We start from the raw sequence: 23,689 nt of genomic DNA on the forward strand, positions 1-23,689 counted from the left end.
CGGGTTAGCGTTTCAGGGTACCTGGCTTGAACAGGACGCTGGCGGTGCGGTGTCGATCACCCGAACGAGCGCCCTTCCGTACGGCCATAGCGGATGTAGTGTTCCGCGCCAGAGCTGATGTGCTTTTGCGCAACGGCTTCTGCTACGTCGGGGTTGCGCTGAAGATATTGCGCCTCGTCGAAATGCGGAATGTGAGCGGCATAAAGAAGAATCGACGGGCCGGCCGGATGTCGATCGCGATCGTCCATGCCGACGACCACGGTCATACCCAGCGCGTCGAGGACCGCCATCAGGCTTTCGCGGGTCATCCAGTTGACTTGCGGAGCACTCCCGCCGATGAATTTTGCGTTGTTGATGCTGTCGAGATAACTGTGTCGGTGCAGATGGACTTCGCGTCCACGAAACTCCGAGATGGTCGGCGTCGGATCGAAGTGCGTCCGCAAATTCGCATTCGTGCGCACGACTTCGGCGTCGTAATAGTGCGTCCAGAGGCAGATCGAGTCCGACGCATACGCCATATCTTCCAGTAGTGATACCGGATCGGTCATGTGATAGAGCACGCCGCTCGCAAGAATCAGATCGAATCGCTGATCGCGCTTTTTCAGCAATTCTCTGAAATCGCCATACATGAATTCGGCATTGAACTTCAATGCATTCTGCACGAGCAGGCATTTCAGAAAGGACTTCGAATTCGCCTCGATTGCAAGGACACGTGAAGCGCCGGCTTTGGCCATCATGAACGTATGACCGCCTTCCATCGGGCCGAGTTCGAGAACGCTTTTTCCGGAAAAGCCGCCGCACATCGTCTCGAACCAGTGAAGACGCCCATCGTCGAAATGGGGCGCCATACCTAAACCATAGCCCGGCACATCGGACACCCACGTGCCATCGAAAAGATTGAAAGCCAAAGTGTGGCCTGGCTCTTCCGTTGCATATAGATCCAGTTCAGTTCCTTTCAATTTGGCGCCTCGATCGGTCGTCAAGTTTGCCGATTATGGCACGCTCAGGCGATAAATCACGCAAACCTTGCATTCGCGCGCCGCACGTCACGCAAGCGGGTGTCAAATCGAACGCGCGTCCGCATTAATGGACATGATTTGACATCGGTCGGGATCGCCGCGCGCGCTTCGCACTGCGTATATTTATGCTTCATGGATCGACGTGAACTGCGGGTCTGTTTGCGGCTATGATTGTGCCCCGTGGGCAGCCGTCCGGCAGGCGGCACTGCGGCCCACTCCCACCGGCCAGCGACACCGCCTGACACTCGAACTCCCGGAGGGCATCGAATGGTATTGGCGTGGCTCGTCCTACTTCCATTCATGGCCGCGGCGCTCATCGCGCTCACGAGGCGGCGCGCCGCCGCGCTCAGCACCTGGATCGCGTTCGCGACGGCGCTGTTCTGCTGCGCTCTGCTGCTCAGCGAACGCGTAGGCATGGCCGACCGCGACGTGCTGCAATGGCGCCATCAGTGGGTGCCCGACATCGGCCTCGCGCTGTCGCTGCGTCTCGACGGCCTGTCGTTCATGTTCGCGTTGCTCGTACTTGCGATCGGCCTGCTGATCTTCATTTACGCCAGCTACTACCTCGCCGGCAGCGATACGTTGCCGCGTCTGTACCTGCAGCTTCTGCTCTTTATGGGCGCGATGCTCGGCATCGTGCTGTCGAACAACCTGCTGCTGCTCGTCATCTTCTGGGAACTGACGAGCCTCGTGTCGTTCCTGCTGATCGGCTTCTGGCCATCGCGGCCCGACGCGAGGCGCGGCGCGCGCATGGCGCTCACCATCACCGGCGCGGGCGGGCTCGCGCTGCTTGCGGCGGTGCTGCTGCTCGGCCACGTATGCGGCAGCTATGAGCTGAACGACGTGCTCCCCCAGCTTGCCAAGGTCCAGCACGATCCGCTCTATCCGGCGATTCTGCTGCTCACGCTATTCGCGGCGTTCACGAAGTCCGCGCAGTTTCCTTTCCACTTCTGGCTGCCGCACGCGATGTCGGCGCCCACGCCCGTGTCGGCCTATCTGCATTCGGCGACGATGGTGAAGGCCGGCGTGTTCCTGCTCGCGCGTCTCTATCCGGTCTTCGAAGGCACCCACCTGTGGGCGTACACGGCGACGCTGGCCGGGCTCGTGACGCTCGTCGGCGGCGCGGGGATGGCGTTGATCCAGCGCGATCTGAAGGGCCTGCTCGCCTATTCGACCATCAGCCATCTCGGCCTGATCGTGCTGCTGTTCGGTCTCGACACTCAACTGTCGACGGTCGCCGCGCTCTTTCACACGGTCAATCACGCGGTGTTCAAGGCGTCGCTCTTCATGGCGGCGGGCATCGTCGATCACGAAACGGGCACGCGCGATCTGGGCCGTCTGCGCGGCCTGCGCAGGTACATGCCGCATACGGCCTTGCTCGCGAGCGTGGCGTCGCTGTCGATGGCCGGCGTGCCGCTGCTCAACGGCTTTCTGTCGAAGGAAATGTTCTTCGGCGAAACGCTCGCGCAAAACATGTTCGGGCCGCTGAACCTCGCCGTGCCGGTCATCGCGATCGCGGCGGCGGCGCTCTCCGTGGCGTACTCGCTGCGTTTCGTCTGGGGCGTGTTCTTCGACGGCGAGACGCCGCGCGATCTGCCGCACTATCCGCCGCACGAGGCGCCGCGCTTCATGAGGCTGCCGGTCGAGATCCTGGTGGCGCTGTGCCTGCTGATCGGCCTGTTCCCGCAGCAAAGCATCGGCAGGCTGCTCGAGTCGGCCGCGTGGATCACGCTCGGCGGCAAGCTGCCCGACTACAGCCTGAGCCTGTGGCACGGCGTCAACACACCACTCGTGATGAGCGTGGTGTCGTTCGCGGCGGGCGCGGCGCTCTTTTTCCTGCGCCGCAATACGTTCCGCCACCGTCGCACGGCGCTCACCGAGTTGAACGCGAGCGAGATCTTCGACCGCTTCGTGCAGCGTCTCGAACAGAGCGCCGGCGTGATCGTGCGCGTGTTCGAGACGCGCTCGCTGCCGGCCTACCTCGCATGGCTGATCGCGGCGATGCTGATCGTGCCGGGCGTGCCGCTCGTCGCGCTCGACACGTGGAGCGGCAATTACACGCGCCTGCCACCCGATCCGTTCACGCTTGCCGGCCTCGTGCTGATGGCGTTGCTCGCCGTCGGCGTAGTGCTGGTGCGTGCGCGCACGCTTTACGCACTCGTGATGCTGAGCACCTGCGGTCTGCTCGTGTCGCTTGCCTTCGTGCGCTTCTCCGCGCCCGATCTCGCGCTCACGCAGATCTCCGTCGAAGTGGTCACGATCCTGCTGCTCGTGCTGGCCGTCTATTTCCTGCCCGCGCTGCAACGCGCCGTCGAGCCGATCCCGGTCCGGCTGCGCAACGGCGTGCTCGCGCTCGCGGGCGGCGCATTGCTCGGCGCCGTGTCGTTCAGGATCATGACGAGCGCGCCGCGGGCTGGCATTGCACCGTACTTCCTCGCCAACGCGCTGCCCGGCAGCGGCGGCCACAACGTCGTCAACGTGATCCTCGTGGATTTCCGCGGCTTCGATACGATGGTCGAAATCAGTGTGCTCGTGGTCGCAGGGCTCGCCGTCAACGCGCTGCTGCGCGGGCTGCGCCTGAAGTCGCCCGAGGCGGGGCCGGACGGCCGGCCGTGGTCGTCGCAATCGCATCCGCTGATGCTGGCGATCCTCGCGCGACTGATGCTACCGCTCACCGTGCTCGTCGCCGTGTTCGTGTTCCTGCGCGGCCACAACCTGCCCGGCGGCGGCTTCATCGCGTCGCTGATCGTCTCGATCGCGCTATTGCTGCAGTACGTCGCGAGCGGGGTGCTGTGGACCGAGTCGCGCATCCACCTGAATTACCGCGCGCTCGCGGGCCTCGGCATTCTGATCGCCGCGGCCACGGGGCTCGGCAGCCTCGCGTTCGGCCAGCCGTTTTTGACCAGCGCGTTCGGGCATCTGCACGTGCCGCTGATCGGCGAAATCGAACTGTCCACGGCGATGCTGTTCGATCTCGGCGTGATGGGCGCGGTGGTCGGCACGACGCTCACGATCGTCTCGCACCTCGGCGTGCGCGACAAGGACATGCAGTCCGTGGAGAAAAGCTGATGGAAGCCGCTTTTGCCGTCGCGATCGGCGTGCTTTGCGCGTGCGGCATCTACCTGCTGCTGTGCGCGCGCGTGTTGCCGGTGATTCTCGGCATCACGCTGTTCTCTTATGCGATCAACCTGTTCCTGCTCGGCATGGGCCGGCTCGCGATCGGCAAACCAGCGGTCATCACGGCGGGGGCGCAATACGTCGATCCGGTGCCGCAGGCGCTTGTGCTGACGGCCATCGTGATCGGCTTCGCGATGACGGCCTTCACCGTGGTGCTCGCGCTGCGCTCGTTCGCGAGCACGGGCAACGATCACGTCGATGGCGAGGAGACGCGCGGCGAATGAACCACGTCCTCCTGCTCCCAATCCTGATTCCGCTGTTTTCCGCTGGCGTGATCGTCGCGCTGCCGCTGCGCGCGAAGCGCCTGCAGCGTGCGCTGAACGCGCTCGCCATCATCTCGCTGCTGCCCGTCGCGGGCCTGCTGATGGCGCGCGCCGCGCAGGGCGAGATCGCCAGCTACGCGCTCGGCGCATGGCCCGCACCGTTCGGCATCGTGCTGGAACTCGACCGGCTCGCCGCGCTGATGCTGGTGCTCACCGCCGTGCTCGCGCTCTGCTGCCTGCTCGGCACATCGAGTGAGGACGCGAGGCGCGGCCGCTATTTCCGCGCGCTGTTCCAGTTCGAGCTGATGGGTCTGAACGGTGCCTTCCTCGCGGGCGATCTCTTCAACCTGTTCGTGTTCTTCGAACTGCTGCTGATCGCGTCGTACGCTCTGCTGCTGCATGGTGGCGGCGCGCGACGGGTGCGCAACGGACTGCACTATCTGTTGCTGAACCTGGTCGGCTCGTCGTTCTTCCTTGTCGCGATCGGCGTGCTCTACGGCGTCACGGGCACGCTGAACATGGTCGACATGGGTGAACGTCTGGCGCGGCTCGGCACCGACACGCTGCCACTCGCGCAGTTCGCGGGCGCGACGCTGATGTTGGTGTTCGGCCTGAAGGCCGCCGTGTTTCCGATGTCGTTCTGGTTGCCGCAGGCCTACCGCAGCGCCATCGGCCCGGTGGCGGCGCTGTTCGCGATCATGACCAAGGTGGGCATTTACGCGATGCTGCGCTGCGACGCGCTCGTGTTCGGCGCGGCGGGCGGCGTGCTCGATGCGTTCATGCATCAGTGGGCATGGTGGCTCGCGATCGCGACGATCGTGTTCGGCGCGCTGGGTGCGCTGGCGGTGTCGAGTCTCAAGACCACGACGGGCTATCTCGTGCTGGTTTCGGTGGGGTTGCTGATTGCGGCGATCGCGCAACAGACGCCGCTTGCATGGAGCGCGCTGCTCTACTACCTGATCAGCACGACGCTCTGCACGGGCGCGCTGTTTCTGCTCGCCGACCCGCTCGAACCCGAGCAAGCTTCGACAGCGCACGCCATCCAGCCAGCCGTTTCCGCCGATGCCGATGTCGATGCCGATACCAATGCGATCGAGCCCGGCTCCCTCGAAGCGCTCGACGACGCGGCCGCGGAGGTCTTCTCGCCCGACCCCGACGGCGAGGTGGTGGCGACGCGGGCGCGCGTGCAGCCGCTGCTGGTCGAAACCGCCGGCGCGCTCGCCGCGCTAGCCGCAGAACCGGCTCGCGCCGAAGCCGAAGCTCCGCCCGACGCGGCCTCGCGCACGCGTGCACCGTGGCCGTCGAACCTTGCCGCGCTGCTCTATCTGATCGCCGCGGTGGGTGCCGCTGGCTTGCCGCCGCTGTCGGGCTTCCTCGGCAAGGCGATGGTGCTGGCCGCGACGCCGACCGGCGCGGCAGGCGTGCTGTGGCCGGCCGTACTGTTGTCGAGCCTGCTGTCGATCGTCGCGCTGAGCCGCACGGGCACACGCCTGTTGTGGGCCGCGCCGGCCGCGCGCGCCGCCGCGGGCGAAGAGGAGCGCGCGCCGCGCGGCAGCAATGCGAAGCTCGCCGCTTGCGCGGTCCTGCTCGGCTGCGTCGTGGCCATCACGCTCGGCGCGGGCGCGGTACGGCACTATCTCATCGATACCGCCGCGCAGCTATTCGATCGCGCCGCCTATGTGCACGCGATCCTGCCCGCGCCGCGATCTTCGCCACCGGCGGCCGCCGCGACCGCGGCCGACGCTCAGGGAAACTGACGATGCTGAAAAGGCTCTTCCCCCACCCGTGGCTCACCGTGTTGCTGATCATCTGCTGGGTGCTGCTGATGAACGACGTCTCGCCGGGCAATCTGCTGCTCGGCGCCGTGCTCGGCTGCGTGATCTCCTTTCGCGTCGCCGAAGGCTTGTGGCTGCGGCCGATGCACTTTGGCCGGCCGCGGCTGCTCGTGCGTCTCGCCTGGCATGTGTTGGTCGACATCATCGTGGCCAACGTCGAGGTCGCGCTGCTCGTGCTCGGCCCGACCAGCCGGCTGCGCCCGGCGTTCATCGAAGTGCCTCTCGACAGCACCCACGAAATCGCGCTCACGGTCCTCATCAGCGTGGTCTCGCTGAGCCCCGGCACGCTGTGCGCCGAACTCAGCGACGACCGCACGCGCCTTACCGTGCACGTGCTCGACCTCGACGACGAAGCGGCGCTCATCGCGCTGATCAAGTCCCGTTATGAAGCCCCTTTGATGGAGATCTTCGCATGCTAGCCATCGTGATTCCGATCTCGCTCGCGATCCTCGGCATCGCGTTCCTGCTCACGCTGTGGCGCCTCGTGCGCGGTCCGTCGCTGCCCGATCGCATCGTCGCGCTCGACACGCTGAACATCAATGCGATCGCGCTGATCGTCGTGTACGGCATCAGCCTGCGCTCGACGGTTCTCTTCGAGGTGGCGTTGCTGATCGCGGTGATGGGTTTCGTGGGCACCGTCGCGCTCACCAAGTACCTGCAGCGCGGCGACATCATCGAACTCAACTAGCGTGAGGTATGCCGATGGAAACCTTTGTCGAAGCGATCGTTTGTTTGCTGTTGCTCGTCGGCAGTCTGTTTACGCTGATCGGGGCGGTCGGGCTCGCGCGACTGCCTGACTTTTTCATGCGGCTGCACGGTCCGACCAAGTCGACCACGCTCGGTGTGGGCGGCATCGTGCTCGCGTCGGTGGTGTATTTCAGCGCACATAACAACTTCGCGAGCCTGCATGAGTTGCTGATTCCGGCGTTCCTGTTTCTTACCGCGCCAATCAGTGCACATATGCTGGCCAAGGCTGGAACCCAGCAGGGGGTGCCGCTGTGGCGGGCGACGCGGGGGCGTCCACCTGCCACGGGGGCGAGTGCGAACCGGGGGGATACGGAGGACCTGCGTGAGAACGACGAGAGGTGAGGCTTGCCGGGCGTCGCGCTTCTCGTGATGATCCGCGCGACATCAGTTGCCAGCATGCCACGGGCAGGCTACCGCCACCGACGCCCTTCCCGACATCCGTATTCGAGGAAGTGCGCCGCGGGATCTGCATTGGCTGCCGCGACGTCGGGATTGAGTTGCAGGTACACCGCGGGATCGAAGTCCGCTGGGAGTTTCGGCCTCGCGTAAGGCTCGAACGCATCAGGCATGCTGCGTTCGATCACGGCATGCTCGACCTCGACTCCAGAATAAATGTTGGGCTGTATGAAACCCGTGCTGGCATCCTTGATCTGTCGGTAGTGGGTCTGACCGAACGCCGGGTCAGATACCACAGGGGTGTAGTACACGCAGTTTTCGAAGTAATAGTGCGTGACCTGACTCCAACGGGTGCGGGTTGGATCGGATTGCTTCGAGCCGCCATGCAGCAGGTTCGAAGCCCAAATCAGTGCTTGCCCCTTCCTGGCGTGGAACGTTACCGGCGCGATTCCCGCTTTGCTGATCAACTGCTTCCAGAGGTTCAGGTATTGAGCGTAGTGGGCCGTCGGCTTGTGCTGCGTCGCCGAGCAGACGCCCATATGCTCGTTCACATAGGTCGGAAACTTGTGACTGCCCGGATAGTATTCGAGCGCGCCATTGGTGCCGTCCACGTCTTCGAGGGCGACCCATACGCCGCACATGAAGCGCTCGGGAACGCACGAAAAGTGTATGGCGTCGTTGTGGATAGCCTGCTGGGTTCCGACAGGAAAGTTCAAGGTCTGAAATGGGATGGCGCGGCGCCCGTAGAGCTGGAAAAGAAGATGAAGAATCTGTGGATTGGAGGCCAGCGATCTCACGTCCGCGTCGTTCTCCCACGCGTCCTGCACTCTCATGCCGTCATTTTTATACCAGAGCTCGTCGCGCCAGTGGTCGAAATCAAACCTTCCATGGAATTTCGATTTGATTCGCTCCGCGCGAGCGTCGAACTCGGGATCTGGAAAATCGATAATCGCAAAGCCATTCTCACGCAGTTGTCTGGCCACACGTAAAACGTTTTCAGATGCCTCCTTCTGGGCGAATAGCTCGTCGAAGAACGGCGATTCGACATCGGGAACGCCTGGCAACGGATTCACGAACGAAGTATTCATGTTGGGTATCGGCAATGTTTATGTTGCGAATGACCACCGACGCAGTCTAGCACGTTGGTTTTGCCGCACCACCCTTCCCTTGTCGTCACTATGCGCAGCGCCGCTCGCGACCGGGCCATCACGCTCGTCAATCGCTAAGCATCGGCAAACGCATGTGTTTGACTCGGCGGTCGCGCCACGCGATAAGCGTTAGGCGATTCGCCAAATTCCTTTCTGAACTCGCGGCCAAGGTGAGAAGCGTCCGAAAAGCCGCACGAGGAAGCAATGTCAGCGACCGTGCGGTCCGAACCGGTAAGCAGCCACGATGCCATTCGTATCCGAATCTGTCGTGCATACGCCTGGGGCGACTTGCCTGTCTGCGCCGTAAACAGACGTTCGATCTGACGGACCGACATCTCGAGACGTCGCGCCAGTTCAGCCATGCAAAGCGGCTGCCCGATGTGCTGCTCCATCAGCAGGATTGCGCGCCTTACCTTGGGATGCGTCGCCGGTTCGAGCCCCGGTGGGTATGGCTGGGGGGCGTTTCCCTTTTGTGCATCATCGACGAGCATGATACGCAGCGCCTTTTGTACGATCGTCGCCTCAAAATGTCGCAGCAAAATAGCTGCGGCAACGTCGATGGAAGCGCGCCCGCCCGAGCACGTAATGCGACGTCGGTCGATGACGAAGAGCCGGTCGGCAACGAGATTGCGTTCGTCCACGCCAGGAAAACGCTCGACGAAGTCCCAATAGTGAAACCAGCTCACACACATCCGATATCCGTCCATGACCTCGGCGCGCATCAACGCAAACACCCCAGTGCAGATTCCGACCAGCGTCGCTGATGTTGCCGCTGCATCATGAATGAACTGAATCGTGGCTTTGCTTGCGGGCGGTCCCGAGTGCAACAATCCACCGACGACCACGACGTAATCGAAGGACCCCGCCTCATCGAAAGTCGTCCACGGCGTTACCTGAATTCCACAGCTTGCTCTGACTGGAACCAGCGACTCCCCGACGATGGTCCACGAACAGCGAACGTGTCTGCTCATGTCGCTTTCATCGCTTGCCAACCTGAGCACATCCACGAACCCCGAAAATGCGGTTAACGTGAAGTTGGGCAGCAGCACGATTCCAAAGCGAAGTGGCCGCGTGGCACTGGCTTTGGGGCTCATTGGATCGTTAAACATGAACTGCCTGCATTAATGCTTGCTGAGTTGGCCGCGACCATCATGCAACGACGTTCGCACGTTCCGCGACCGAGATCCGCACGCCTTATTTCGTCGTTTCGGCCTCGACACCTCGCCATTCGCGCATCATTGCGCCCACTTCCTCCCCGAGCCATGCGCGGAACTGAAGGTATTCCGGACGAAGTTTTGCGTTCTTGTGCGTGATCAAGTAATGATGCCGGTCGTGAAATTCCAGCGCGTTTTGTACCGGACGAACCAGTATCCCTTGCTCGACCTGGCGGTGAACGAGGTGATGCCAGCCAAGCAGGGTGCCCTCGCCAGCTTCAGCTTGCGATACCAGAAGTCGATAGTCGTTGCTTTCCAGGCGTTCGTTCTCGACCAGTTTGTCCGGACCATCACCTTCCTGAAACCAGTTTCGCCACACGGACCAGTCGACGTGTTCGCAAATCTGGGCTCGCCCCAACAACGAAAGATTGAGCGTGGCGTGCGACAGAAGGTCCAGCGGTTTCACGTACCTGCCTTGAAAATGACGCTCGTAAAACGACTGGCTGCAGACCGGATACACGACATCATGAAAGAGCGGCTCGGTTTCGTATTCCGGTTCGCGTGGCGGATTCTTGGTGATGATGATGTCCGGTTCCATCAGATCATCGAGTTCCATGAAATGCTCCGTCACCATCACGTGCAACCGGATGTCTGGAAAGCGCTTGCGGAACGAGGGCAGCCTGAACGACAGCCATAGCGCCGAGAAAGTGTGCGAAACGCACAGCGTCAGCGCATGTTTGTCGGTCCGGCGTACCGCCTGTGCCGCCTCGGCGATGTTCATGATGGACAGATAGGACGCGTTGTACAGAATGCGCCCCGCGTCGGTGAGCGCGATGTGCCTTCCCGTGCGCTCGAACAGCGCAACTTCGAGCGAGTCTTCGAGTTCCTTGATTTGTCTGCTGATTGCCGCCTGCGTAACACACAGCACCTCGGCTGCCTGTGTGAAGCTTTCGTATCGAGCGGCCGTGACGAAGCATTTGAGCGCCCGTAAAGACGGCATCTGAGTGAGCAATCGGTCGGCAAACACCTGTTTCTTTTGCATGGCTATCACCCTGTGAAGCGGAAGCGCCCGGGCGGCCTGAAGATAGCGCCGTGAACGCCGCGCACTGCCCCTGACAGTGCGTCGAACCCACGTCCGAGCCAAAGCGCTCTCGCGCAGAAATGGTTTGTGAGTCTTCGGGTTAGCTGACGAGAGCAGGCAGCCAATGTCAGCCGCCCCATCTGTCTATATTACGCTTCGCGGCTGCCTGCTATGCGTGCCCCTGGATTCGCTTCAGCACCCCATCAAGGGCCTCCTTGTACAGATCGTATGCCCCTTGACGACTGAGTTCGCTGTGCATCTGCTCATTGATGCCGCCAGGTGTCATGCTTTGCGCGACCATCGCTGAGAACGGTTGTTTCGTCTGGACGGATTCAATCCAGCTTCAGCCAGGTGGTCTTCAGCTCGCAATACTGGTCGTGCGCATAAACGGACTTGTCACGACCGCCGAAGCCGGATTGCTTGAAGCCGCCGAATGGCGTCGACAGGTCGCCTTCGCCGAAGCAGTTCACCGTCACCGTACCCGCGCGGATACGAGCTGCAATCTTGTGCGCGTGATTGACGTTGTCGGTCCACAGCGATGCGGCCAGTCCGTAGCACGTATCGTTGGCAATCCGCACCGCTTCGTCGACATCAGCGTATTCGATAAAGCAGACGACAGGACCAAAGACCTCTTCACGTGCGATGCTCATCTCCGGCGTGACGTTATCGAAGATGGTCGGCTCGACAAACCATCCGCCCGTGCCAGTGCGAGTGGCCTTGCCGCCACAAACCAGGCGCGCCCCTTCCGACTTCGCCTTCTCGATGTGCGCGAGCACTTTTTCATAGTGCTTTTCTTCAATCAGAGAGCCGAGCTTCACCTCGGGGTCGAGCGGGTCGCCCGTCTTCCATCCTTCGAGAACGGCCTGTACCTTATCGAGCAACTGCGCCTTGGTGGCAGACGGAACGAGAATCCGCGAGCCCGCGCTGCAGTTCTCGCCCATGTTCCAGAACGCGGCGGCCACCGCCTGCTCAGCAACAGCATCGAGATTCGCGACGTCGGGAAGCACCACTTGCGGGTTCTTGCCACCGCATTCCAGCACGACCCGCTTAAGGTTGGTGTCGGCGGAATAATGAAGGAATCGCTTTCCCGTTTCCGTCGAGCCGGTAAACGCAACGAGGTCGACGTCGGCATGTCGGCCCAATGCCTCGCCTGCGCTTTGGCCGAAGCCGGTAACGACGCTAAACACACCCGCAGGCACGCCGGCTTGCAACGCCAGGTCCGCGATGCGCAACGTGGATAGAGACGTCTGCTCCGCGGGTTTCACGATGACGCTGTTGCCGACCGAAAGCGCCGGACCAATTTTCCACGCGAGCATCAGCGCCGGGAAATTCCACGGCAACACTGCGCCCACGACACCAATCGGTTCACGGGTAATCATGCTCACGACGCTCGCGCCCGACGGCGACAGCGCGTCGTATCGCTTGTCGGTGACTTCCGCATGCCAGCGGATGCATGCCGCCGACTCCGGGATGTCCAGTCCCATGCACTCGCTGATTGGCTTGCCGGCCTCGAGCGCCTCGAGAAGCGCCAGCTCTTCGGCGTTTTCCTCAATCAGTTGCGCGAGACGCAGAAGCACTGCTTTTCGCTCTGCGGGTGCTGCCTTTGACCACACTCCGGACTCGAACGCATCCCTCGCCGCCACGACTGCCCGGTCGATATCTTTCGATTCGCACTTCGCAATCCCGGCCAGTACTTTTCCCGTCGACGGATTCAGGGTCTGGAATGTCTCGTTCGATGCCGCCGGACATCGTTGCCCGCCGATAAACGCTCGTCCGTCCAGCGACAAGTTCTCTGCCCTTTGCTTCCATTCCTGATAGCTCGTCATATCCTGTCCTCACAGATTTAAAGCTCGGCTCCCGCCGAAAATTCCTTCATCCAGATAGCCGCGGTGACAGCGACGTCGGCAATGGGACGAACCGGCAGCGAGCGCGGATGCGGTTGATTCAATAGCTGGTGAACGAGGTCGTTGTCGTGACCGAGTGCGTATTCGGCGATCAGCTTCCCTGACGCGGAGCCCCTGCTCAGACCCAGACCATTGCACCCGACGGCTTCGAAAACACCATCGCCACGGCGCCCAAAAAGTGCCCCGTTGTTGACCGACAGACACAGCGGCCCGCCCCAGGTGTACTCGAGCTCAACGTCCTTCAGCATCGGAAAGCGCCGCTCGAACGAGCGTTGATGCAGGTTCTTCGCCTTCGCGAGATCAGCTTCCGACAACTCGAGGCTGGGCCGGAACGCGAAATGATTGCGAACGCAGATGCGGTCGGTAATCAGACGCCGCACAGTCGAACCCATCGGGTCGGCCGGAATCAGTGCCCATGAGCGCGTGCCGCCCAGTTGCCGCACTTCGTCCGGCGTCATCACACGGGTCATCGACGCAAACGTGTATACGGGCAACAGACCGTTCGGATGCCCGCCGAATGTCGCCGCGTAGGCATTGGTGCAACGAATCACGCGCTTCGCCACGATTTTCCCTGCGGCAAAGCTCAAGACTTTGTTCGCCCCCTGTTCCTCGATTCCCTTCACCGCGCTGAGCTCGAATACCTTCACATTTGCCGGCAGAGTCGCGGCAAGGCCACGCATCAGGGCTGCCGGCTGGACTGTGCTGCATCCTGGCGTGAAGAGCGCTCCGTGGTAAAACCCGGTGCCAGTCACCTTCGCGATAGCGGCTTCGTCCAGCCATTCAAAGTCTTCCTCGATGCGAGCGAGTCCGTCGGCGAAGTGAGTCAGTGCCGCGTGACCCTTCCTGTTCACCGAAGCATGGAATTTGCCGTCATCTCGCCAGTCGCAGTCGATGCCCTGTTGCTTCACCACCGACCGTACGTAGTCGATACCGTGGCGTTGCAGTCGAATATCCGCCTTGTCCGCCTCAACGCTTCGCGAATAGCTTTCGCTGCTGATGTCATGCGGCAAATCGACGAAGAACCCGGAATTGCGTCCGGCTGTGGTGCGCCCAATACGGTCGGCCTCGACGAGTGCTATCGAGGCGGCGGGCGCCAATTCAGCCAGCCGCCGGGCAGCGCATAGCCCCGTGATTCCACCGCCGATAATCACCCAGTCGAATCGCCGTACAGACGAGACGGTATCGGCGGGGCGAGGCGGCGGCAGACTTTCCCACCACCCGTTCACCCCATCCGGAGCCGGGAAGCGCGCGAATTCCAGGTTCGAGGCCATGAACGTTACTGCGCGTCGCGCAACAGGGGTTGAACCAGCCTGGAGAACGCGCTGCGCTCGTCTTCCGATAACGTGCCGAGCGGCGCCCGGGCGACACCGACAGGCATACCTGCCAGCTCACATCCGTATCGAACGTATTGAATAAACTTCCCGCTGCGCTCCAGCAGTTCGAGCACAGGCAGCAGTTGGGCCATCAGCTTGCGGCCGGATTCGAAATCATTGCGCTTTACGCACGCATCGAACAGCGCGGTGTGAGCTTCCGGCAGGAAGTTGGACGCGCCTCCGACCCAGCTCTTTACGCCCCAAACGAAGAACTCGAGCGCCTGGTCGTCCATGCCGCAGCTCAGCACCAGCCGGTCGCGGAAGTGCGTGGCAAGGTGATGCAAATGCGAAATATCGCCGGTGCTCTCCTTCATCGCGACGAAGTTCGCGCGTTCGAGCAGCTTTTCCAGCACGGCATCGCCAATATCCGTTCCCGTGCGGGCCGGGAAGTTATAAAGCATGATCGGCATGTCCAGACTGTCGTCCACCTTCAGCATGTGGGTCAGCAGTTCTTCCTGCGTCGGCTGGGCGTAGTACGGCGCGGCAAGCAGCAATGCAGGCAGACCTGCGCGCTTCGCTTCCTGCCCGAGGCGAATGACTTCATTCGTCGTAGTCGCGTTGATGCCGGCCGTCAGATACGTTTTGCCGCCTGCTGCTTCGGCTACGGTGTTGAACGTCCGGACACGCTCGTCGAAACTGAGCGCGTAGTATTCGCCCGTGGTCCCGCCGACTCCCAGACCCGCGACACGCCCCGCCAGCTTGGCAGCATGCTTGCCGAGCAATTCGTAATTGATTTCGCCGTCCGCCTTGAACGGCGTAACCAGCGGCGTATGTACTCCCTCGAAGCTCATGTTGGTTCTCTCTTCAAATAAGGAATGGCAACGTTTTCCGACGACTTCTCGAAGTCATTTCGCTCTCTTGTGGGTTAAACGAGCGCGTCCGCATGTGAGTAAATCGGGAACTGGTTGCAGAGGTCTCGCACGCGGCCGCGTACAGCACGCTCGACCCGTTCGTCGCCGTCGGGAGCTTGTTCGAGTGCGGCCAAAACCTCCAGAATCATGTGTCCAACCTGCTCGAACTGCTCGGTTCCAAAACCGCGAGTGGTACCTGCAGGTGTGCCAAGCCGGATTCCCGAAGTGACGGTTGGGTTCTCCGTGTCGAATGGAATACCGTTCTTGTTGCAGGTGATGCCCGCACGCTCGAGTGCCTTTTCAGCCTGCGTACCGGTCAGGCGCTTCGAGCGCAAATCAACGAGCAGCAGGTGGTTGTCCGTTCCACCCGTCACGAGGTTCAGGCCACCCGACTTGAGAACGTTGCCGAGCGCATGTGCGTTACGCAACACCCGGTCGATATACGCCGAGAATTCCGGACGAAGCGCTTCGCCGAAGGCCACCGCTTTACCCGCGATGACGTGCATTAGCGGACCACCTTGCAGGCCTGGGAATACGGCCGAATTGATTTTCCTGGCAATGTCGCCGTGGTTCGTCAGGATGAACCCGCCTCGCGGACCGCGAAGCGTCTTGTGGGTAGTCGACGTCACCACATCTGCGAAGCGAATAGGATTCTCGTGCCGGCCGGCTGCAACGATGCCCGCGATGTGCGCCATATCGACCATCAGTAGCGCGCCAACGCTATCGGCAATCTCGCGGAATTCAGCGAAATCCAAAGCGCGTGGATAGGCCGAATAGCCCGCGATAATGAGCTTAGGACGGTGCTCTTGGGCGAGCCGCCGAACCTGCTCGTAGTCGATGCGGTACGTATCCGGGCTTACGCCGTACTGGACAGCGTTGAACCACTTGCCGGAAAGTGCCGGGCGGGCTCCGTGCGTCAGGTGGCCGCCCGCATCGAGCGACATGCCCATCACGGTGTCGCCCGGCCTCACGAGCGCCAACATCACAGCGCCGTTCGCCTGCGCTCCCGAATGAGGCTGCACGTTCGCGTATTCGGCTTCGAACAGGGCTTTGACGCGGTCAATGGCGAGCGCTTCCACCCTATCCACGTGCTCGCAGCCGCCGTAATAGCGCTTCGACGGGTATCCCTCGGCGTACTTGTTGGTCAGCACGGTACCCTGCGCTTCCATCACCGCAGCCGAGACGATGTTTTCGGACGCAATCAGCTCGATCTGCGTTTGCTGCCGCCGCAACTCCAGCGCAATTTCTGATGCGATAACCGGGTCGCGGCTCTGGAGGGTTTCAGCAAAAAAGTGTGAGTTCTCGTTCACGTGTTCACTCCGGATCAAATCGTTTGAAGCAAGACTTGCAAGTACGACAGTTGACGCGGGCAATGGCCGACTCACCGCGAACGGGACGAACTCCACTCGCTCCCGGCGAAATCGCCCTTTGCCTACTGCTGCAACCAGTCCTTCAGCTTGTCAGGATGTGCGTCGACGAATTTTTTCGCTGCGCTCGCATAGTCGTTCGTGGTATTGCCTTCGTACTCGATCGATTCGACGTCAGCGAGCGTCAGCTTGAAATGCTTGAAGAAGACATCAGCACGGGGATACTTGGTTGCGAACTGTTTGGACGCGAAGGCGTGAACCTGCTCCTCGCCACCCAAGGTGCCTTTCGGGTCCTTCAGATAACGCATCTGCCACTTCTGGAAAAGCCAGTGGGGACTCCACACCGTGGCAACCACCCATTGCTTCGACTGATAGGCCCGCGAGACGCCAGCGAGCATGCCGGCCTCACTCGACGACTGCAGGTTGTAGCCGTTGAGGTCGTAGCCCTTGATGGTCTTTTCTGACGCCTGCATCAAGCCACCGCCCGGCTCAATGCCGTCGATCGTCCCATTCAGCCTGGCCTTGACGTCCGGCTTGTTGAGGTCGGAAATGGACGACAGTTCCGACTCGGGAACGTACGCCGGCACGGCCCAGCCGTTCCTGCCTCCCGTGTAGATGACGCCGACATCATCCATATCGTTCTTGTACCTCGCGTAATAGGCCGCGTGGGTGACCGGCAGCCATCCTCCCACCATGATGTCGAGGTCGCCACGCGCGACGCCCTGATACTGAATGCCGATATCCGCCTGCACAAACTTGACCGGCTGCTGAAGCCTGGTCTCGAGCACGTATTTGGCCACGTTCGCAACGGCCAACACGTCTGCCCAGTTTGTTACTGCCATCTTGATTGGTTCGGCCCCGACGGCAGGCCCAGCGCCGACGCTCATGGCAACGACTGCCGATATCGCTACTTTCGCAATAAGCGACTTGAGCAGATGGCTTTTCATATCGCACTCCTACGTGAAGAGAAAATCATTTGAATATTCGATGGACTCGGCTAAACGACGGGCCCGGTACTTAATCTAGATACTGCCTTTGCTGATCGCACCGCACCGGCCGTGCAATCCGCGGCAACAGGTGGTCTCCGTCAGGTATGAGCCGCCGCGCCTGTGCCGGCTTTTGCTGCTCGCCCGCTGCGTTTTGCTTTCTTCGCCTTCATGCCGAAGCTTTCGGTCAGGCGATCGAGCACGATGGCAAGCAATACGACTCCGAGGCCACCTTCGAAGCCGATCCCGATGTCGAGCCGTTGAATGCCGCTCAGCACATACTCACCCAAGCCACCGGCGCCAATCATCGATGCGATGACGACCATCGAAAGCGCCATCATGATGGTCTGGTTCACGCCGGCCATGATGGACGGCAGCGCGTTCGGCAACTGGATTTTCCAGAGAAGTTGCATGTCCGTGCTGCCAAAAGAGCGCCCTGCCTCCAGCAACTCTTCCCGCACCTGCCGGATACCCAGCGTGGTGAGACGCACGACGGGCGGCATGGCAAAAACGACAGTGGCAATCACGGCTGGAACACGTCCCAATCCGAACAGGATGACGGCCGGAATCAGATAGACAAAGGCTGGCATCGTCTGCATGAAATCGAGCAGTGAGCGCAAGACCACTTCTACCCTCTTGTTCCTTGCCCCCCAGATACCCAGTGGCACACCAACGACCAGACTGAAGAATGTTGCGGCAAAAACGAGCGCGAGCGTGGAGACGGTTTGAGTCCACAGTCCCATGTAATGGATCGCCGACAGCGCAATGCCCACGAACACCGCAAACACGATGCCGCGCCGCCATAGCGCGAAAGCCACGAAGATGACGAGCATGGCGACGAATGGGATGGCGCCTAGTCCGTCCTCCAACAGTTTGACCACTGCTCCTAGCGCCGCAGAGAATGCGTCGAAGCCGCCCCGGAAATGCTGAAAGAGAAAATTGACGGCGTCTTCCGCAAACTTGCCGATGATTGACGAATTCATGCTGCCCTCCGTTCCATAACCTGCTTCAGTATCGTCCGGCAGGACACGACGCCTGCGAGCTTTCCGGCCGTATCAGTGACGGGTACGTCGTGTTCCTGACTCAATGCGATGGAAGCGAGTTCGTGCAAGTCCGCATCGAGTGAAACCGCATTCACATCGCGGAGCAGCGCGTCCCGTACCGGACGCGTACCCGCCTTGTGAAGTGATGCTGGCGTGACACAGCCCTGATATCGACCTGCCCCGTCGCATACATAGCCGCATTCCATGCCGCTATCGATGAGATGATTGAGGTAACGCTCAGCGGACGTGCCGATGTCGCAAGACAGCAGCCTTCGGTCTACCCCGGTCATCAGCGTGGAAGCCCTGAGAAAGCGGGAGACGTCGACATTGCGGAAGAAGTCCCGCACGTACGCGTCTACAGGCGACTGGATAAACTCGGCAGGTGTGCCGACCTGAATCAGACAGCCGTCCTTCATGATGCCAATCCGGCCGCCAATCTTGATGGCTTCCTCGATGTCGTGCGAAATGAACACGATGGTCCGCTGCTCTTCCTTCTGTAGCCGCAAAAGCTCGTTCTGCATTTCGAACCGTATCAGCGGATCGAGTGCCGAGAACGCCTCGTCCATCAGAAGCACCGAAGGGTTCACTGCCAGTGCGCGTGCAAGGCCGACGCGCTGCTGCATGCCGCCGGACAATTCGCTGGGAAGCAGCTTTTCGTACGAGCCCAGACCGACTCCCGTCAGCGCGGCACGCGCGATTTCGTACCGTTCGGCCCTCTTCAGACCAGCGACCTCGAGTCCGTACGCGATGTTGTCGAGCACCGTGCGGTTCGGCAGAAGCGCAAACGACTGGAACACCATCGCCATCTTCTTGCGGCGAACTTCGCGCAGTTCCGAGGTGGACATCGGTGCGATGTCACGGCCTTCGAGAACCACCTGGCCGGACGTGGGTTCAATCAGGCGGTTGAGCAGTCGAACCAGCGTCGATTTACCGGAACCCGACAGGCCCATCACCACGAAGATCTCGCCCGCCTTGACGGTGAGACTGACGTTATTGACTGCAACCATGTTGCCGGTCTTTTCGAAAATATCGTTCCGACCGAGACCTTGCTTCACGAGGTCAGCGGCACGCTCTGGCTTCGGCCCGAAGATTTTCGACAGATTCTTGACCGAAAGAATATCGGTCCCGGAGACTGCGATTGGTTTCGCTGCGGCGGAAGCGTCTTCCGCGTTGATTGCACCGGGATGGACTACGTCTCCTGGTGCGAACGTCAGGTTTTGGGCCATTCTGTCATCTCAACTGGCAGGTTCAAAAAATTGAAGCGCGTGACGTATCGACCTTTGCAGGGCCGCCACTTGCGTGTCTCGCTTCTTTTAGCCGCCTCCGAGCCAGTTTCATCGCAGAAGTGCGAATGCAAGAGCCGAAAGCAAACATCGCAGCGCCATGCAATTGAACGAAACGCTATTTTTCGCGTAGGGCGCAGAATAATCATGCGCCGTCATCGCGTTCAATGGTGCCTAATGCATGTATTGCAGAGTAGCGCGTCAAATTGCACTACCCAGCTACATTTTCTGGGTACTTTTCCATACCTTTGGTAATGGGGCGCTTTTGTGTAGTTTTCGCAGAAAAGCGCGACTGCACGTGGAATTCGTTTGAAGTCAAAGCGGGCTTGGGTTTGCGGCTGACCATTGCCGGCAGAAGGAACAATCCGAACATTCGAAGCTTACAAAGCTTGGGACGCCGTATAGGGGAATGTCCTAGGTCTATCGGAATCCTGCGTAACTTGCCTATCGAAAAACTGATGGAACGGAACGCGAGCAGAAGAAGTGCGACGAGCGAATCGTCCCCCGAAAGGGAGGGATTCCAGCCCCCCCAAATCTCGCTACGATGGTTAAGACCGGGAGGGTGTCATGGACAATCTGTTTTTTCGCCGCGTTCTGCTGGTCGAAGACGAAGGGCTAACGCGCTCGGCGATGAAAAGCCTGATCCTCAGTTCGGAGCCGACGCTCGATATCGATGAAGCCGGCAGCTATGAGGAAGCCGTCGAACGGTTGCAGCGCGACGCTTATGACCTGATCTTTCTCGACTATCAGCTAGGGCGCGAGCACACCGGGCTCGAGTTGTTGCATTGGGTGCAGCAGCAGGAACTGTCGTTACACGTCGTGATGCTCTCCGCGCGCGACGATCGCGAAACGGTGCTCGACTGCATCAAGAATGGCGCGGGCGGCTTCATTTCCAAAGCCAACGAAGAAGGCGGCGCGGTATTTCGCGAGGCCCTGCAAACAATTCTGAATGGACGTGTGTACCTGCCCAATAGCGTGCTCGGCAAAGGCGGACACACACCACAAGCGCCGGCGCCCAGCAAAGGCATTCCGATCGACTCGCTGAATCTGCCGCCGCGACTCGCGCAGACCTTGCGCTACGTGCTGCATGGACTATCGAACAAGGCGATCGCGCGAAAAATGAGCATCACGGAGAACACCGCGAAGGAGTACATCAGCGATCTGTTGAGCCGCTTCAACGTATCGCGGCGCACTTTCCTGATCGTCGAGATGGCGCGCCGCGGTATCGAGATTCCCACCGCCGCGCAAGCATCGGCAAGCTGAGGCGCTGGTTATACGCAAGCGCTGTGCGCGACTGCTAAACGACACTGCGTTGACGGCTGGCCAGTTCGACCATGCGCGCCGCCAGCGTATCGGCGGAAAGCGGCTTGCTGAGAATGCAACGCTCCGGTAAAACGCCCTGCGCATTGATGCCGGCCTCGCCGGTAATGACGAGACACGGCACCGGCCGCGGCAATTGCGCCGCGATCAAATGGACCACGTCGTGCGCCGTGTGACGCTCGGGCAGCCGATAGTCGGTAATCACAAGATCGGGCAAGCGTTCGATCGTATGCGCCAAGGCCTCCAGTTCAGCGAGTGAATTCGCGGAATCGAACAACACGCCCCACTGCCCGAACAAGGCCTCGGTCGACGCGCGCACCAGCCTGTCGTCTTCGACCAGCAGAATATACAGGCCGCGCAACGAAGCCCGCGAAGGCGCGACGTCCGTAATCGGTACGGTCACTTCGGTGCCGGCTTGCGCAACCGGCAAACGAATTGAAAACCGCGAGCCTTTGCCCTCGATCGACTTGAACTCCATCCGGTGACCTTCCATCAGCGACACCGCGGCATTCACGATCGATAGCCCGAGGCCCAAGCCTTTTTCCCGATCGCGTTCGGGATTGCTGATCTGCACGAAGGGTTGGAAAATCGCGTCCCAATGCTTCGACGCGATACCGATGCCGTTGTCGACGACATCGACGCGCACGTAATTTCGCATGCGCACGATCGCGACGATGACGGCGCAACGTCCGGCCTTCTCGCGATCCGCGTATTTGATGCCGTTTGAAACGAGGTTGCTCAGCACGCGCGGAATCCAGTCAGCGTCGGTCCTGACCATCGCGCAGTTGCGGCCGCCGCGCGAGTAGCGCAGCTTCACGCCGAGACTCGCCGCGAACGGCTTCAGTTGCTCGACGACATCCTGCGCGACGCGGTCCAGATCGACACCCGAATAGCTCGGTTTGACGTGGCCAGACTCGAGCTTCGACAGATCGAGCACGGCATTGAAGAGTCGCGCGCTCAGCGCCGAAGCCTTGCGTGCATCGCCTATAAGTGCGGTAGAAGTTTCGATGTCGTGCTTCGCAAGCGCCTCGTCGGCAGCCGCGAGGAACATGTTCAGCGCGTGCATCGGCTGCCGCAGATCATGCGCCGCCGCCGCGAGAAAGCGCGATTTGGCGCGGCTCGCCTGCTCGGCGGCTTCTTTCTGCTGCTCGCGCAACGCCATCAGCGCATCCGAGCGCGTCTGCTGCTCGCGCCGCGCCTGCTCCAGATCCTGATGCTTGCGCGCGAGTTCCACATTGGCACCTTGCAACGCGCCATTGCTGTGCGCAAGCGCCTGCACTGCGAGATAGCGATCGCGCACGTGCCGCTCGGCATTCACGTTCACGCTATGTCCGATCACCACGACGTTGGCGATGTAGAACATGCCCGCCCAGAAGAGGTCCGGATCGATTCCCTGCGTAACGAGTTGGGCCAGCAGGATCGCGGCGGTTGCGCCGAGCGTCAGCAGCAACGTCACCTTTGCGCGCAAACGCAGAAAACCGAATTGATGTGCTGATGCCGACATCGTTCTCTCCGTTCAAGTGTGGGTGTGCATCGAGAATACGCAGCCGCTACGGCGTCGTATTGAACGATCGTGGGTGAGCGTTCAGCCGCGGAGCACATTGCCCACAACCTGGAGCAAGCGTCCCAGCGAAAGCCGAAAGGTAGTCAAGTTGGGCGCCGCCCCCTCTGTCGCTTCTGGTCATCTGATCCGACGACGAGCTGTCGGGAAAAATGGGCACTGACAAAATCTACGAATACGCGCACTTTTGGCGTCATTTTTCGATTGCTGGGCCACACTATATGCAATTTGTTGGAATCCGAAACGTAGGTATCCAGTATGGTCTTCAAGCGCCCATCAGCGACCGCGTTCTTTACCGCGAAGTCCGGCACGCATGTGATCCCGCGTCCCGTCAGGACCATATAGAGCAAAACGTCCAGACTGTTGCATACCATCGTCAAGGGCAGCGACGAGCCTGTTGCGGTGAATGTCGAATGCCGCAGGGGCCATTGATAGAGACTCCCTGTAGTGGCCCAGCGATAGTGCAGACATGCGTGATTCAAAAGGTCATTCGGCTCAATGGGGGTTCCTTTTCTTTCCAGATAGGCTGGCGCAGCCACCAGACACGCTCGCCAGGATCCAAGCGGACGTGACACCAGCCGCGAGTCCCGAAGCGCGCTCCCTCGAATCACTACGTCAAATCCTTCGTCGATCACATCGACCAGTCGATCAGTGAAATCCAGATCGAGTTCAATGTCCGGATGGCCTTCCATGAATGCGGAAAGCACGGGCAGCGGAAGCCCCGCGGAAAGTGACAGCCCAACCCTCAGCCTCCCGCGTGGGTGTTGTGCCATTGCATTGAGTTCATCTTCGGCTGCCTGAACTTCCCCGAGGATACGTTTGCATCTTTCCAGAAACACTTCACCTTCCGACGTAAGACCGACGCTCCTCGTGCTGCGCTGAAAAAGGCGCACGCCAATGCGCTCTTCAAGTCGCGAGATGCTTTTACTGACGGCTGACGCCGAGACGCCGAGACTTCGCCCTGCTGCGGCAAAACTGCGTGTCTGCGCAGTCCGTACAAAGACATCCAGCCCTCCTAACACGCTCAAATGCTCCACGCTGCCTCCCAAGGATTTTATTAATGACGTTTTTGTCATCGCTGACAAGAACGGTACCCCCGTTAATCACGCCGGGTCAATGCGACTACGATGGTGTCGAAAGATCGCGCGCCTTTATTTGGATTCCGTTTAAACAGGAGAAAA

The 23,689-nt window shown here is 60.8% G+C and carries 20 protein-coding genes; 7 read left to right on the forward strand and 13 right to left on the reverse strand.

The window, feature by feature from the left end:
- Window positions 1-56: 56 nt before the first annotated feature.
- Complete coding sequence (locus tag AB3X96_RS34070; RefSeq protein ID WP_368593134.1) at window positions 57-908, reverse strand: class I SAM-dependent methyltransferase; 852 nt, start codon at window positions 906-908, stop codon at window positions 57-59.
- A gap of 378 nt (window positions 909-1,286) precedes the next feature.
- Here AB3X96_RS34070 and AB3X96_RS34075 point away from each other — a divergent pair, with 378 nt between their 5' ends.
- From AB3X96_RS34075 to AB3X96_RS34100, 6 genes are read left to right on the forward strand one after another with little or no spacing between them, the layout of a single operon-like run.
- On the forward strand, window positions 1,287-4,088 hold the full coding sequence (locus AB3X96_RS34075; RefSeq protein WP_368593135.1) for a monovalent cation/H+ antiporter subunit A: 2,802 nt from the start codon (window positions 1,287-1,289) through the stop codon (window positions 4,086-4,088).
- On the forward strand, window positions 4,088-4,420 hold the full coding sequence (locus tag AB3X96_RS34080; RefSeq protein WP_184225532.1) for a Na+/H+ antiporter subunit C: 333 nt from the start codon (window positions 4,088-4,090) through the stop codon (window positions 4,418-4,420). Before AB3X96_RS34075 ends, AB3X96_RS34080 begins: the two co-directional genes overlap by 1 nt.
- Window positions 4,417-6,216, forward strand: coding sequence for a monovalent cation/H+ antiporter subunit D (locus tag AB3X96_RS34085; RefSeq protein ID WP_368593136.1), 1,800 nt, complete (start codon window positions 4,417-4,419; stop codon window positions 6,214-6,216). Before AB3X96_RS34080 ends, AB3X96_RS34085 begins: the two co-directional genes overlap by 4 nt.
- Before the next feature lie 2 nt (window positions 6,217-6,218).
- Window positions 6,219-6,713 (forward strand): Na+/H+ antiporter subunit E, encoded by a 495-nt coding sequence (locus AB3X96_RS34090; protein WP_176109035.1) that lies wholly within the window; start codon window positions 6,219-6,221, stop codon window positions 6,711-6,713.
- On the forward strand, window positions 6,707-6,982 hold the full coding sequence (locus tag AB3X96_RS34095; protein WP_008922284.1) for a K+/H+ antiporter subunit F: 276 nt from the start codon (window positions 6,707-6,709) through the stop codon (window positions 6,980-6,982). Before AB3X96_RS34090 ends, AB3X96_RS34095 begins: the two co-directional genes overlap by 7 nt.
- 8 nt (window positions 6,983-6,990) lie before the next feature.
- A complete protein-coding gene (locus AB3X96_RS34100) occupies window positions 6,991-7,383 on the forward strand; it encodes a Na+/H+ antiporter subunit G (RefSeq protein WP_368593137.1) in 393 nt (130 codons plus the stop codon).
- Between the two features lie 68 nt (window positions 7,384-7,451).
- On the opposite strand, the gene AB3X96_RS34105 is transcribed toward AB3X96_RS34100, so the two are convergent.
- The 10 genes from AB3X96_RS34105 to AB3X96_RS34150 form a co-directional block, all read right to left on the reverse strand.
- A complete protein-coding gene (locus tag AB3X96_RS34105; protein WP_368593138.1) occupies window positions 7,452-8,525 on the reverse strand; it encodes a phytanoyl-CoA dioxygenase family protein in 1,074 nt (357 codons plus the stop codon).
- A gap of 134 nt (window positions 8,526-8,659) precedes the next feature.
- Complete coding sequence (locus tag AB3X96_RS34110; RefSeq protein ID WP_368593139.1) at window positions 8,660-9,694, reverse strand: GlxA family transcriptional regulator; 1,035 nt, start codon at window positions 9,692-9,694, stop codon at window positions 8,660-8,662.
- Between the two features lie 85 nt (window positions 9,695-9,779).
- Window positions 9,780-10,781 carry a LysR substrate-binding domain-containing protein gene (locus AB3X96_RS34115; protein WP_176110615.1) on the reverse strand — a complete coding sequence of 334 codons (1,002 nt, stop codon included), beginning with the start codon at window positions 10,779-10,781 and terminating at the stop codon, window positions 9,780-9,782.
- A gap of 371 nt (window positions 10,782-11,152) precedes the next feature.
- The gene (locus AB3X96_RS34120; RefSeq protein ID WP_368593140.1) at window positions 11,153-12,646 is read right to left on the reverse strand and encodes an aldehyde dehydrogenase; all 1,494 of its coding nucleotides are present in this window, start codon (window positions 12,644-12,646) and stop codon (window positions 11,153-11,155) included.
- 17 nt (window positions 12,647-12,663) lie between these two features.
- Complete coding sequence (locus tag AB3X96_RS34125) at window positions 12,664-13,995, reverse strand: NAD(P)/FAD-dependent oxidoreductase (protein WP_368593141.1); 1,332 nt, start codon at window positions 13,993-13,995, stop codon at window positions 12,664-12,666.
- 5 nt (window positions 13,996-14,000) lie between these two features.
- Window positions 14,001-14,888, reverse strand: coding sequence for a dihydrodipicolinate synthase family protein (locus AB3X96_RS34130; protein ID WP_368593142.1), 888 nt, complete (start codon window positions 14,886-14,888; stop codon window positions 14,001-14,003).
- Window positions 14,889-14,962: 74 nt separating this feature from the next.
- Window positions 14,963-16,258 carry a serine hydroxymethyltransferase gene (glyA, locus tag AB3X96_RS34135; RefSeq protein WP_368593143.1) on the reverse strand — a complete coding sequence of 432 codons (1,296 nt, stop codon included), beginning with the start codon at window positions 16,256-16,258 and terminating at the stop codon, window positions 14,963-14,965.
- A 122-nt stretch (window positions 16,259-16,380) separates the two neighbouring features.
- Window positions 16,381-17,262 (reverse strand): glycine betaine ABC transporter substrate-binding protein, encoded by an 882-nt coding sequence (locus AB3X96_RS34140; RefSeq protein ID WP_368593144.1) that lies wholly within the window; start codon window positions 17,260-17,262, stop codon window positions 16,381-16,383.
- A 140-nt stretch (window positions 17,263-17,402) separates the two neighbouring features.
- Entirely contained in the window at window positions 17,403-18,284 is an 882-nt protein-coding gene (locus tag AB3X96_RS34145; RefSeq protein WP_368593145.1) for an ABC transporter permease, read from the reverse strand.
- A complete protein-coding gene (locus tag AB3X96_RS34150; RefSeq protein WP_368593146.1) occupies window positions 18,281-19,570 on the reverse strand; it encodes a glycine betaine/L-proline ABC transporter ATP-binding protein in 1,290 nt (429 codons plus the stop codon). The genes AB3X96_RS34145 and AB3X96_RS34150 overlap by 4 nt, the downstream gene beginning before the upstream one ends.
- A gap of 624 nt (window positions 19,571-20,194) precedes the next feature.
- Between AB3X96_RS34150 and AB3X96_RS34155 the strand changes: the two genes are divergently transcribed.
- Window positions 20,195-20,890, forward strand: a complete 696-nt coding sequence (locus AB3X96_RS34155) for a response regulator (RefSeq protein ID WP_368593147.1) — start codon at window positions 20,195-20,197, stop codon at window positions 20,888-20,890.
- Window positions 20,891-20,924: 34 nt separating this feature from the next.
- On the opposite strand, the gene AB3X96_RS34160 is transcribed toward AB3X96_RS34155, so the two are convergent.
- Entirely contained in the window at window positions 20,925-22,451 is a 1,527-nt protein-coding gene (locus tag AB3X96_RS34160) for a hybrid sensor histidine kinase/response regulator (RefSeq protein WP_368593148.1), read from the reverse strand.
- Between the two features lie 143 nt (window positions 22,452-22,594).
- Window positions 22,595-23,536 (reverse strand): LysR family transcriptional regulator, encoded by a 942-nt coding sequence (locus AB3X96_RS34165; RefSeq protein ID WP_368593206.1) that lies wholly within the window; start codon window positions 23,534-23,536, stop codon window positions 22,595-22,597.
- Between the last annotated feature and the right edge of the window lie 153 nt (window positions 23,537-23,689).

The organism is Paraburkholderia sp. BR13439, from assembly GCF_040948805.1.
Classification (GTDB): Bacteria; Pseudomonadota; Gammaproteobacteria; order Burkholderiales; family Burkholderiaceae; genus Paraburkholderia; species Paraburkholderia youngii.